The sequence below is a fragment of the Aurantiacibacter luteus genome (assembly GCF_001010945.1).
Taxonomy (GTDB): Bacteria; Pseudomonadota; Alphaproteobacteria; order Sphingomonadales; family Sphingomonadaceae; genus Alteraurantiacibacter; species Alteraurantiacibacter luteus.
Genome location: NZ_LBHB01000003.1, coordinates 25641 through 38999, shown reverse-complemented (window position 1 = coordinate 38999; position 13359 = coordinate 25641). Strand labels below are relative to the sequence as shown.

Genomic DNA, 13359 nt, shown 5'->3' with positions numbered 1-13359 from the left:
CGCGCCCTACTTCGGCGGCATCCGGATCGCGCCGTCGAGGCGCACGCACTCGCCGTTGAAATAGCCGGTCTCTACCATGAAGCACACGAGGCTGGCATATTCCGCCGGATCGCCGAGCCGCTTGGGGAAGGGCACCGCCTCGGCCAGCGCGGCCTGCGCCTTTTCGGGCAGGCCCGCAAGCATGGGCGTGCGGAAGATGCCGGGGAGGATGGCATTGACGCGGATGCCCTCGCCCATCAGGTCGCGTGCGACGGGCAGGGTCATGCCCTTCACGGCCGCCTTGCTGCTGGCGTAGGCGACCTGACCGATCTGCCCGTCCTCGGCCGCGACCGAGGCGGTGTTCACGATGGCGCCGCGTTCGCCGTGTTCGCCGACCGGGTCCAGCGTCATCATGCCGCTCGCCGCTTTGGCCATGCAGATGAAGGTGCCAACGAGATTAATTTCGATGGTCTTGCGGTAGAGGTCGACCGGGTGGTGGCTGATGGCGCCGGTTTCGCGGTCGCGCTTCACCAGCTTGCCCACCGTGCCGATCCCTGCACAGTTGACCAGTACGCGCTCCTGCCCGTGCGCCGCGCGCGCGCGGGCGAAGCCTGCATCGACGGAAGCCTCGTCGGAGACATCGACCTTGCAGAAGACCCCTTCGATGTCTGCGGCGACTGCCTCGCCGGCGTCCGCATTCATGTCGAAGATCGCCACCTTCGCGCCCTTTGCCGCCAGTGCGCGCGCCGTAGCTTCGCCGAGGCCGGAGGCACCGCCGGTAACGACGGCGGCAAGGGTGGTGTCGATCTGCATGGTGGACGCTGCTCCTCTCGTGCGCGGCGAGGCGCGCTGACTGTACACGGTCCTAGATGCGCTTACCGGGCGGGTAAAGGCGGCCTTCGAGAATTGCAGCGCCCCGCAAAGCGAAGGGCCCCGCGATCGCAGCGATCGCGGGGCCCCTCAATTGCCCTTTCGGACGGTCAGGCGCGCTTAGAAGCGGACGCTGATCGAGCCGAAGAACTCGCGGCCGTCGAGGTCGTAGCCGTTACCGATCGGAACGTTCGACACACCGAACACCTCGTTGGTGTCGATCAGCGGCGGAGCTTCGTCAAACACGTTGTTCACGCCGGCGCGCAGAACGATGCGGTCGTTGAAGTCATACCGCAGCGACGCGGTGTGGACGAAGTAATCGTCCGCGTAACCGATGTCGCGGCAGAACACGCCGTCACCCGGGACGATGCCGTTCGGGGTGAAGACACCCGTGGCAGCATTGAAGGTACCCGAACCGTTGCCGAGGCAGGTGTCGCCGACGAAGCCGGTCGGACGACCGTCCGGGCCACGACCGAAGGCGTCGCTCAGAAGGTCGATGCCGTCGGCCTGCTGCTCGGTCTCACCGATCCAGCGCGTCTGCCAGGTGAAGGTCACCGGGCCATAGGCGATGGTCGCACGGGCGCGGCCCGTCCATTCGGGGAAACCGAACTCGCCGGTATCGTCGTCGAAATCGACTTCCTCGTCTTCCACGATGAAGAGGGTGCTACGCTCCAGCAGGTGGTTGGCCTGCAGGTAGAGACCCAGCGACAGCGTATCGCCGCCAACGAGGAAATCGTAGCCCATGGTCGCGTTCAGATCGATACCGCGAACCGTTTCCTTGTCTTGGTTGAGGAAGGTCGGGAAGGCCTGGTTGATCAGGAAGCGATCGCCCCGGGCAAAACCGATCTGGTCGCAGAACACGCTACGCACGTTGTCTTCGTCGAGGAAACACTCGTTGATCGCGAACTGCGCCGAGAGTTCCGAGATCGAGTCCTCGAGAATGATCGAGTAGTAGTTGAAGTTGAACGAGAGGTCGAAGTTGCCGTAGCTCTCCGATACCGCGATGCCCGTGGTGAACGAACGCGAGGTCTCGGGATCGAGCAGCAGCGTACCCTGGTTCGCCACCTCGATGCTGGCCGTGGTGATCGTGTTCGTGCCGCCCGGGTTGATACCCACGGTGAAGGGATTACGACCTTCGCGCTGGCAGTTGGCAATCACGTTGGGATCACGGGTGTCGAGGTCGGCCTGGTAGCCGGCCGGACGGGTCGGGCTGGCAAGAGCCTGGAAGGCTGCCAGCGGCACGGCGCATGGATCGGAGATCGTGGTGAAGCCGGTGATACCGCCCAGGAAGTTCTCGCGCAGGTTCGGCGCGCGGAACGACGTGCCGTAGCTCGCCTTCAGCAGAACCTGCTCGACGGGACGCCAGCCACCCTTGATGGAGTAGGTGAAGGCGGTGCCGTAGAACTCCTCTTCCGTGACGCGGCCAGAGGCATTGAGCTCGAGGTCGCCGAAATAGGTGTCGCGGAAAACCGGGATGTTCACCTCGCCGAAGCCCTCAAGGAGGTACTTCGAGCCACGCGTGCCCAGATCGCGGAAGAAGCCGAAGAACAGGCCGTTGGAAGCCTGGAAGTTCGGCGTCGTGTCGATGCTGTCCTCGCGGAACTCGGCGCCGACCACGATCGACAGCGGACCGGCGGGGAGCTCGACCACATCGCCGGTGGCGTAGGCCGAGACCACGACCTGCTCGTAGGTCGTGTCGACCACGCGCTCGTCGAACAGGTAGTCGCGCTCCGCCTGCGTGGCGAAATCACCGATCGTCGCACCCAGAACGCTGGGCGCGAACAGGTTCACCGGAACGCAGCCCTGCACCAGGTCGGGCGCGGCCAGGTTCGGGTTCGCCAGCGTACCGCACGGGCCGATGTAGCGCGTGTCGCCGCCGACGAAGGTGCCGCGACCCGGACGGCTGTCGCCGATGTTCACGATCGGGCCGGCAAAGATATCGACGTTGTTGTTGTAGTCGTCGGCGATGCCGTCGCCGTTGTTGTCGATCACGCCGTCGTTGTTGAAGTCACGAGTCGGGTCGATACCGAGGGCGTAGGCCAGCCGATCCTCGCGGATACCACGGCGGATCGAGAGACCTTCCGAGCGCGAGTAGACGCCCGATGCCTCGAAGGTCCAGGTGTCGTTGATGAAGGGCAGGTCGCCGCGCACACCGAGCACGCCTCGATACTGTTCCTGCGTCACGTCGGAGTTGTTGCGATCGCCGCGGATGGCGACGATCGGCTGCACCGGAAGCGAGATGCCGAAATTGCCGCGGCTGAAAGCCACACCCGGAGCCTGATAGACCGGGAACCCGCCGGCCAGCGCGTTGTCGGTCAGGCGGCAGTCGGTTCCGTTCGGATTGTTACCCGAGATGTTGCAGGGGTTGAACGGATTGAGGTTCGGCACCGAGGGGAAGAGCTGCGGCACGCCGGTGTTTTCCGAGGTGATCTCGGCCCGGCTGTACAGCGCTTCGAAGAACGGCGTGATGTTCATCGCACCGCCCAGCGAATATTCGCCGTAGGCCATGACGTTGTACAGCTTCTGCTGCGAGATGAACGTCTGGTCGAGGTTCTTGCCGTTGGTGTTGAAGTTCTGGAAATCGACGTCACGCACGCCGTCGCCGTTGCTGTCGATGTTGTCACCGAAGGCGTTCGACGAATCGGCGAAGGGGAAACGCGGGAAACCCGGGAAGTTGCCGTTGCCCTCGCCCACGAAGTAGACGGAACCGCCGAAGTTGTAGGGGTTGAAGATACGGCCCGAGAGACCGCCCTGCTTACAGGCGTTCTCCGACACAGTGATCCTGCCGCCGCTCGCCTGACGAACCAACGCATTGTCGACGAGACCGACGGTCAGGATGTTGCCGTTCTGGTCGACCTCGTAGTTGGTGTCGCAGCCGGCCAGGAAGTCGCGATCGCGCAGGCGGACCTCGTCGCGGAAGGCGTATTCGGCACCGATGCCGAAGAAGCCGCGATCGAAGGTGGTGCCCCAGGCGCCGCTGACGGTATAATCCTCGCCACGACCCATCGGATTGATGTTGCCCGAAGCGAAGAGTTCGAAACCGTCGATGTCGTTGCGCAGGACGATGTTGCCCACGCCCGCGACGGCGTCAGAGCCGTAGACCGAGGAGGCACCGTCGAGCAGCAGGTCGTAACGCGCGATCAGCGAAGTCGGCAGCAGGTTGATCGAGGGGCTGGTCGGCGCGCCTTCCACACCGGCGGGCGCCAGGCGGCGGCCGTTGATCAGAAGCAGGGTGCGGTCGGCACCCAAGCCGCGCAGGTTCAGCGTTTGCGAACCCGGGCCGTTGTTCAGCACGAAGCCCTGGAAGGTCGCGTCGATCTGCTGGCCGGAAGCGGCTTCCGAGCGCTGCAGGATCTGCGCGGCATCGAATTCACCCACGTCGCGCGAGGCCTCGGTGGAGAGGACCTGCAGCGGCGAGATGCTGGTGTAGGTGTCCTGGCGGATACGCGAACCGGTAACGACGATGGCCGCGTCCGAATCGGTCGCGTCGGCATCGTTCACATTGACCGGCTGGTCGACCTGGGCGTCAGTCGTCACGCCGCTCGCGGGCTGGTTGGCCACACAGGTACCGGCGCCATTGAGCACACCGGCCACGCCGCCGATCTGGCACGCATCGCCAGCTTGGCCCGTGGTCTGCTGCGCATAGGCAGGCGCGCCGGCCAGGATGGCCGCGGCGGAAACGGACACGGCGAGGCCCGTCAGGTAAGTCTTGTTAAGCTTTGTCATGGTTACTCCAGCCCATAAGTCTCGGAGGAACCGGCGAAATCACAACAGCTTACGAAGCGCTTGGAAGCCCCGTCGATGCTGAACCCCTGCGATAGCCCGGTCCCACGCGGAGACGGATGGTTGCAACAGTAACGGGCCCCTTGTCAAAGGGCGTTGGTAACCTTTTGCCAGCCTGTGGCGCAAATCACACAGGGACTGGCGTTAAGTTTCAACATTCACCCTCGAGACACAACAAACCGTAACTCGCCGTCGCCTTCGTCGATGGCAACCGAGCTGCCGTCGGGCACCTCGCCGGCGAGAATCTTCTCGGCCAGCGGGTCCTGCAGGTAGCGTTGCACCGCCCGCTTGAGCGGCCGTGCGCCGTAGACCGGATCGTACCCTACGCGGCCCAGCCAGCGGCGCGCGCCGTCGGTGAGGTCGAGCACGATCTTGCGGTCGCGCAGCAGCTTCTGCACGCGGGCCACCTGGATATCGACGATAGGCGCCATGTGCTCCTGCGCCAGCCGGTGGAACAGGATGATCTCGTCCAGCCGGTTGAGAAATTCGGGCCGGAAATGCCCGCGCACAACGTCCATCACCTGGTCCTCTACGTCCTCCACCTTCTGGCCCTCGGTGAGGTTGGAAAGGTACTGACTGCCGAGGTTGCTGGTGAGGATGATGAGGGTGTTGGAAAAGTCCACGCGCCGCCCCTGCCCGTCGGTCAGGTGCCCGTCGTCGAGCACCTGCAGCAGCACGTTGAAAACGTCGGCGTGGGCTTTCTCCACCTCGTCGAACAGCACCACCTGGTAGGGGCGGCGGCGCACGGCCTCGGTCAGCACGCCGCCCTCGTCGTAGCCGACATAGCCGGGCGGCGCGCCGATCAGGCGGCTGACGGCGTGCTTTTCCATGAATTCGCTCATGTCGATGCGGACCATCGCCTGGTCGTCGTCGAACAGGAAGGCGGCCAGCGCCTTGGTCAATTCGGTCTTGCCGACGCCGGTGGGGCCGAGGAACAGGAAGCTGCCGAGCGGGCGGCCCGGGTCCTGCAGGCCGGCACGCGCGCGGCGCACGGCCTTGGAGACGGCGATCACGGCCTTTTCCTGCCCGATCACGCGCTTGCCGATCTCCTGCTCCATGCGCAGCAGCTTGTCGCGCTCGCCCTCCATCATCTTTTCCACCGGAACACCGGTCCAGCGGCTGACGACGGAGGCGATGTCGTCCTCGGTCACCTCCTCGCGCAGCAGCGCGTTCTGCGTGCCCTCGCCCGCCTCGGCGAGGCGCTTCTCGAGTGTGGGGATGGTGCCGTATTGCAGCTCGCCCGCCTTGGCGAGATCGCCGGTGCGCTGGGCCTGCTCAAGCTCGATGCGCGCGGCGTCGAGCTCTTCCTTGACGCGGGCCTCGGCGTGGATCTTGTCGCGCTCGTTCTGCCAGCGGGTGGTGAGCTCGGCGCTCTGCTGCTCGAGGTTCGCGAGTTCGTCGCGCAGGGCGGCGAGGCGGTCCTTGCTGGCCGCGTCGCTCTCCTTGCCGAGCGCCTGCTCCTCGATCTTGAGCTGGATGATGCGCCTGTCGAGCCCCTCGATTTCCTCGGGCTTGCTCTCCACCTCCATGCGGATGCGGCTGGCGGCCTCGTCCATCAGGTCGATCGCCTTGTCGGGCAGGAAGCGGTCGGCGATGTAGCGTTCGGAAAGCTGCGCCGCGGCGACGATGGCGGCATCGGTGATCCGCACGCCGTGATGCAGTTCGTACTTCTCCTTGATGCCGCGCAAAATGGAGATGGTGTCCTCCACGCTCGGCTCGTCCACGAACACGGGCTGGAAGCGGCGCTGAAGCGCGGCGTCCTTCTCGACGTACTTTTGGTACTCGTCGAGCGTGGTCGCGCCGATGCAATGCAGCTCGCCGCGCGCGAGGGCGGGCTTGAGCAGGTTGCTGGCATCCATGCTGCCTTCGCTCGCGCCGGCACCGATCAGGGTGTGCATCTCGTCGATAAACAGGATGATGTCGCCGCCCGCGCCCTTCACCTCGTCGAGCACGGTCTTCAGGCGCTCCTCGAACTCGCCGCGATACTTCGCGCCGGCGATGAGGCTGCCCATGTCGAGCGCCATCAGCGTGCGGCCCTTCAGGCTATCGGGCACGTCGCCGTTGGCGATGCGCAGCGCGAGGCCTTCGGCAATAGCGGTCTTGCCGGTGCCGGGCTCGCCGATGACGACCGGGTTGTTCTTGGTCCGCCGGGCGAGGATCTGCACCACGCGGCGGATCTCCTCGTCGCGCCCGATGACCGGGTCGAGCTTCCCGTCGCGCGCCTTTTGCGTCAGGTCCTGCGCGTATTTCTTCATCGCGTCGTAGGCGGCCTCGGCATTGGCGCTGTCGGCGCTCTTGCCCTTGCGAAGCTCGTTGATTGCGGTGTTGAGCGTCTGCGGATCGAGGCCCGCGGCGGCCAGCGCCTGCCCGGCCTTGGTGGTCGTCGCCAGGGCAAGCGCCATCAGCAGCCGCTCCACGGTGACGTAGCTGTCGCCCGCCTTCTCGGAAATCTGCTCGGCCTGGTCGAGCACGCGCACGGCATCGTTGTCGAGGCCCGGCGTTTGCTGCGCCCCGCCCCCGCTCACCGCCGGGATCTTCGCCAACTGCGTGTCCACTTCCTGCACCGCGCGGCCCGGGTTTGCCCCGGCGCGCTGCATCAGGCCCGCGGCCATGCCCTCCTCGTCCTCCAGCAGCGCCTTGAGGATATGCTCGGGGCTGATGCGCTGGTGCGAGTTGCGGATGGCGACGGTCTGCGCAGCTTGCAGGAAGCCCCGCGCGCGGTCGGTGAACTTGTCGAGATTCATCGGTGTGCTTTCCCCACTGGTCGTAAGCGCAAGATAGTGTGACAAATGCGCCACACAAGTGCACCGGACGGCAATTGTCATACGCCGGTCGAGCCAACTTGTGCCGGGCGCACCGCACTGCCACAGGGGCACGATGCGCAAGTGGTTCAAACGTCTCGGCATCCTCCTGATCGTCCTGCTGGTCGCCGCCCTCGTCTTCCTGCTGGTGTGGGAACCGATGGCCGCGCGCGAGGGGCAGGCACCGGTGGCGGATCGCCAGTACCAGGCCGAGATCGTGCGCGACGAGTACGGTGTTCCGCACATCTACGGCGCCACCGACCCGGACGTCGCATTCGGCGTCGCCGTGGCCCATGCCGAGGACGATTTCTCCACCCTGCAGGACGTTATGGCGATGGCCCGGGGCCGCTACGGCGCGATCGCGGGAGAGGACGGCGCGGCCGTCGATTTCGCCTACCACCTGCTCGATGCGCGCGGCACAGCGGAGCGGCAGTTCCCCGCCCTGCCCGCCGACACCCGCGCCCTGTTCGATGCCTATGCCAGCGGCCTCAACGCGTATGCGCAGGAGCATCCCGAGGAGCTGAAGCTCTCCAAGCTGTTCCCGGTCAACGGCACCGATGTCGCCGCCGGGTTCGCGCTGCGCCAGCCGTTCTTCTTCGGCCTCGGCAACACCGTCGCCGCGCTGGTCTCGGGCGAGCCGCTGGACCCGGAGCCCGGCCCGCCGCTGGTGCTGCCGCAGGGGCAGGAAGCGGCCATGTCGGGCTCCAACGCCTTCGCCATCGCTCCGGAGAAATCAGGCGACGGCGTCACCCGCCTCGTCAGCAACGCGCACCAGCCGTTCCGCGGCGGGGTGGCCTGGTACGAGCTGGTCGTCGAGAGCGGCGAGGGCTGGCACTTCGCCGGGGCCAACTTCCCCGGCAGCCCCTTCCCCTTCCTCGGCCACAACGAGCACCTGGGCTGGACCAACACGGTCAACCAGCCCGACATGACCGACATCTACCGCCTCGTGGTGAACGAGGACACGATGCAGTACCGGCTCGACGGGCAGTGGCACGACCTGGAAAGCCGGCAGGTCTGGCTGCCGGTGAAGCTGGGCCCGCTTACACTGGCCATCCCGCGCACGATCTATCGCAGCGTCCACGGCCCGGTGATCCACAACGACGATGGCTGGTTTGCCGTGCGCTACGGCGGGATCGACAATCTCGGCAACCTCGACGAGTACTATCGTCTCAATAAGGCGACCTCCTTCGACGAGTGGCGACAGATCGTCTCGCGGCTGGATGTGCCGTCGACGAACTTCATCTACGCCGACGAGGCCGGGACCATCGCCTATTTCTACAACGCCGCCATCCCCGACCGGGTGGAAGGGCCCGACTGGCGCGGGATCCTGCCCGGCGACGACAGCCGCCTGATCTGGAGCGGGCCGGTCGAGGCGGACGAACTGCCGTGGGTGGTCAACCCCGCGAGCGGATGGCTGTTCAACGCCAACAACACGCCCTTCAGCGCCGCCGGGCCGGGCAGCGACCTCGATCCTGCCGATTTCAGCCCCGTGCTTGGCATCGAGACGCGGATGACCAACCGCGCCCGCCGTGCCGCGCAACTGCTTGGCGAGTCCGGCCCCATCGACCGCGCCCGGCTGGAGGCGATCAAGTACGACACCGGGTACCTGCGCGAAGGCTACATCGCCACCATGCTGGACAGCGTCGCCGCGCTCGATGTCTCGGACGATCCGCTGCTCGAACGCGCGCAGGCCCTGCTCGCGCGCTGGGATCTCACCGCCGACAACCGCGGTCCCGCCGATGCGCTGGCGCTGCTGATGGTGCGGCCCTTCATGGGCTCCGACTACAACCGCGAGGCCATGCCCGATCCGCGCGAAGAGCTGGAACGCTCGGCCAATCACCTGATGGACACCTTCGGCCGCCTCGACGTGCCGATGAGCGACCTCCTGCGCCTGCGCCAGGGCGATGTCGACCTGCCGCTCGACGGTGGGTCGGACACGCTGCGCGCCAGCACCCTGTGGGACGTCGATGAGGACGGCCGCCTCTCGCTGCGCCACGGCGACAGCTTCATCATGTTCGTGGAGTGGGAGCCGGGGATGCAGGTGCGTTCGCAATCGATCCAGCCGTTCGGCTCCGCCACCACGCGCCCCGACAGCCCGCACTATACCGACCAGATGCGCCTCTACGCAGCGCATCGTCTGAAGCCCGTCCATTTCTGGCGCGAGGCGGTGATGGCCCATGCGAGCAGCCGCAGGCAGGTTTTCTCGCCCGCGCCCTGACCCGCGTTTAGCACCTTCCATCGCGCGCGCGGCGTGCTAACAGGTTGCGCATGAAATCAGCCTTCATGCTTCGCCCGCTCTTCCCCGCGCTCGCCGCCTTCGCGCTGGCCGGGTGCGCCACCGTGCCCGCCGCCACGACCGAACAGGCCGTCGCGGCCAACACCGCCACGCAGACGGCATCGCTGCAGGAAATCGTTTCCGCGGTCGAGATTCCCTACGAAACCTTCACCCTCGACAACGGGTTGCAGGTCGTCGTCCACACCGACCGCAAGAGCCCGCTGGTCGGCGTCACCACCTACTACCGCGTCGGCAGCAAGAGCGAACCGCGCGGCCGCACCGGCTTTGCCCACCTGTTCGAGCACCTGATGTTCGGCGGCAGCGAGAACGTTGAGAATTTCGACGTCCCGCTCGAGGCCGCGGGCTCCACCGGCACCAACGGCTCCACCTGGTACGACCGCACCAATTACGTTGAGGTGGTGCCGACCGGCGCGCTGGACCTGGCGCTGATGATGGAATCGGATCGCATGGGCTACCTGCTCGGCGCGGTGAGCCAGGAAAAGCTCGATAACCAGCGCATGGTGGTACAGAACGAGAAGCGGCAGGGCGACAACCAGCCCTACGGCCTTACGGAATACGTGATGGCGGAAGGGTTGCTCCCGGTGGGCCACCCCTATCGCCACTCCACCATCGGCTCGATGGCCGACCTGCAGGCCGCCAGCCTCGCCGACGTGCAGAGCTGGTTCCGCGACAATTACGGCCCCAACAACGTCGTCCTCGCGCTGACCGGCGACATCGACGCCGCCACCGTGCGCCCGATGGTCGAACGCTGGTTCGGCGACATTCCGCGCGGCCCCGACGTGGTGCAGCAGGAGGCCGGCCCCGTCACCCTCGCCGCCCCCGTCAGCCGCACGATCACCGACCAGGTGCCGCAGGTGCGCATCACCCGCGCCTGGACGGGGCCGGGCATGGAACACCCCGACGCCGTGCCGCTGCAGGTGGGCATGTACATCCTCGGCGGCCTCGCCTCCTCGCGGCTCGACAACGCCATGGTCCGCGGCGACGAACTGGCGACCAGCGTATCCGCCTCGGCGCAGCAGTTCGAACAGCTCAGCCAGATCGAGGCGACGGTGAACGTGAAGGACGGCGTCGACCAGTCCACCGCGCTCGCGCTGCTCGAAAGCGAAATCGCCCGGATGCTGGCCGACGGGCCGACACAGGACGAAATCAACCGCGCCGTGACGCAGATCGCTTCCGCGCAGATCAGCGGGTTGCAGAGCGTGGGCAACTTCGGCGGCAAGGGCATGATCCTCGCCGAAGGGCTGCTCTACACCGGCGATGCCGGGTTCTACCGCACCGAGCTCGATCGCATGGCCTCGCTCACCCCCGCAGAGGTACAGGGCGCGATGCAGCGCTGGCTGGGCCGCCCCGCCTTCACCCTCACCGTCGAGCCCGGCGAGCGCACGCTCGATGGCGGCACGATGGGCGGCTGGGGTGACGAGGACACGATGCCCGCCCCCGCCGCGGATACCGGGGCGCAGGTCGAAGTCACCCGCACCGGGCCGGAACGCGCCTATCCCCCGGTCGCCCCGGTCGGCGCGCTGACCTTCCCCACCGTCGAGCAGGCAACGCTGTCGAACGGCATGCGCGTGACCCTCGCCCGGCGCACCGTGGTGCCGCAGGTTACGCTCGCCATGAGCTTTGCCGCCGGCTCGATCGTCGATCCCGTGGGCCGCGCGGGCGTGCACCAGACGATGGTGAGCCTCTTGACCGAGGGCACGACCACCCGCAGCGCGGAAGAGATCGCCATCGAGGAGGAATCGCTGGGTGCCTCGCTCAGCGCGGGTGCCGGGGCCGAACGTTCGGTCGTCTCGATGACCGCGTTGACCGCCAATCTCGAACCCTCGCTCGACCTGATGGCCGACGTGGTCCGCAACCCGGCCTTCGCGCCTGATGCCGTCGAGCGGGTGAAGCAGCAGCGCGTCGCGGGCATCGCCCAGCAGCTCGCCAACCCCGGCGGCCTTGCCAGCCGGGCCTTCAACACCGTCGTCTACGGCGAGGCCAACCCCTATGCCTACGCTTCCTCCGGGGGCGATGCCGAGGTCGTCGCCAGCCTCGATCCCGCGGCTCTGCAAGCCGAACACGACAAGTGGTTCCGGCCCGATCTTGCCACCATCACCGTGGTCGGCGACGTGACGATGGCGGAGCTGACCGCGGCGCTGGAGCAGGCCTTCGGCGACTGGCGCGCGCCCGCCACGCCCGCCCCGGTCAACACCGTCACCGCCGCCTCGCCCGCTCCCGCAGCGCGGCTGGTGGTGGTGGACCGGCCGAACTCGCCTTCCAGCTTCCTCACCATCGGCCGCCTCGTGCCGTTTGCGGGCTGGCAGCCGGGCATGGAGCCGCTCGACCTCGCCAACGAGGTGCTGGGCGGCGGCTTCCTCTCGCGGCTGAACCAGGACCTGCGCGAAACGCGCGGATGGACCTACGGCATCGGCTCGGGCATCCCCGCTGCACAGGGCCAGCGCGTGCTGCGCGTGGCGACGCAGGTGCAGGCGGACCGCACCGCCGATTCGATCCGCGTCATCCTCGACCAGATGGCCGCTTTCTCCGCCGATCGCCCGATCGACGCGGGCGAGCTGCAGCGCGTGACCGAGGGCAACGTGCGCAACCTGCCCAACCGCTACGAGACCAACGGACAGGTGCTGGGCGCGCTCCTTACCAACCAGTTGCTCGGCCGCGACCTGCGTTACGATGCGACCCTGCCCTCGCTCTACGGCGCGATCGATGCCGCTGCGATCGACCGGGCGGCGGCGCAGTACCTGCAGCCCGACGACCTCGTCATCGTGGTGGTCGGCGACCGCAGCGTGATCGACCCCCAGCTGGAGACGCTGGGCATGGATATCCAGTACCTGGAGGCGAGCGAACTGTGAGCGACTTGTCCGGAACCTACGACTTTACCGTCGACAGCCCGATGGGCCAGCAGTCGGGCACGATGACCGTCGTGCCCGACGGTGCCGGCGGCTTTTCCGGATCGCTCTCCGGCTCGCTCGGCAGCATGGACATCGACAATGGCAGCATCGACGGCGAAACGCTGCGCTGGACCATGAAGATGACGAGCCCCATGCCCATGAAGCTCGACTGCGAGGCCACGGTGGACGAAGGCGGCGAGGCGACCGGCACGGTCGACGCCGGCCTGTTCGGCAAGATGCCCTTCCGCGCGACGAAGCGCGCCGCGAACTAGGACGCGGTCAGATCCGGCCGCGCAGCGCCTGGTAGGCGGCTGCCGTCACCGTGTTGGCGAGGTTGAGCGAGCGGATGTGCTCGCTGCGCATCGGCAGTTTGACCAAAGCGTCGCGGTGCGCCTCGACTATCGCTGACGGCAGGCCCTTGGTCTCCTGCCCGAACACCAGCAGGGCGTCCTCCGGGTAAGCAATGTCGTAGAACGAGGTCTCGGCATATTCCTCGAACAGGAAAAGCTGGTCGGCGCGCGGGCTACGCTCGGCCAGAAACGTCTCCCAGCTTTCGAACTCCGCCAGCCGCACGTGTTGCCAGTAATCGAGCCCGGCGCGCTTCAGCCGCGCGTCGGTGATGGTGAAGCCGTAAGGGCGGATCAGCACCAGTTCCATGTCCAGCGCCACGCAGGTCCGCCCGACGGCACCGGTATTCCCGGCGATTTCGGGATGGACGAGGACAATCGAGGACAAGGCCTTT

At 66.9% G+C, this 13359-nt stretch carries 7 protein-coding genes; 3 read left to right on the top strand and 4 right to left on the bottom strand.

Annotated features, from left to right (window positions below; genetic code table 11):
- Positions 1-6 precede the first annotated feature (6 nt).
- From AAW00_RS11855 to clpB, 3 genes are all read right to left on the bottom strand, one after another.
- Entirely contained in the window at positions 7-792 is a 786-nt protein-coding gene (locus tag AAW00_RS11855) for an SDR family NAD(P)-dependent oxidoreductase (protein WP_047004664.1), read from the bottom strand.
- A gap of 177 nt (positions 793-969) precedes the next feature.
- Complete coding sequence (locus AAW00_RS11850; protein WP_047004663.1) at positions 970-4575, bottom strand: TonB-dependent receptor domain-containing protein; 3606 nt, start codon at positions 4573-4575, stop codon at positions 970-972.
- Positions 4576-4790: 215 nt separating this feature from the next.
- Positions 4791-7376, bottom strand: coding sequence for an ATP-dependent chaperone ClpB (gene clpB / locus AAW00_RS11845; protein WP_047004662.1), 2586 nt, complete (start codon positions 7374-7376; stop codon positions 4791-4793).
- A 133-nt stretch (positions 7377-7509) separates the two neighbouring features.
- On the opposite strand from clpB, the gene AAW00_RS11840 reads away from it, so the two are divergent.
- From AAW00_RS11840 to AAW00_RS11830, 3 genes are read left to right on the top strand one after another with little or no spacing between them, the layout of a single operon-like run.
- Complete coding sequence (locus AAW00_RS11840) at positions 7510-9651, top strand: acylase (RefSeq protein WP_047004661.1); 2142 nt, start codon at positions 7510-7512, stop codon at positions 9649-9651.
- Positions 9652-9701: 50 nt separating this feature from the next.
- Positions 9702-12578 (top strand): M16 family metallopeptidase, encoded by a 2877-nt coding sequence (locus tag AAW00_RS11835; RefSeq protein WP_052761926.1) that lies wholly within the window; start codon positions 9702-9704, stop codon positions 12576-12578.
- Positions 12575-12889, top strand: a complete 315-nt coding sequence (locus AAW00_RS11830) for a hypothetical protein (RefSeq protein ID WP_420911631.1) — start codon at positions 12575-12577, stop codon at positions 12887-12889. Before AAW00_RS11835 ends, AAW00_RS11830 begins: the two co-directional genes overlap by 4 nt.
- A 7-nt stretch (positions 12890-12896) precedes the next feature.
- Here AAW00_RS11830 and AAW00_RS11825 read toward each other — a convergent pair whose 3' ends face one another.
- Positions 12897-13352: a tRNA (cytidine(34)-2'-O)-methyltransferase gene (locus AAW00_RS11825; RefSeq protein ID WP_047004659.1), complete on the bottom strand. Its 456-nt coding sequence runs from the start codon at positions 13350-13352 to the stop codon at positions 12897-12899.
- Positions 13353-13359 lie beyond the last annotated feature (7 nt).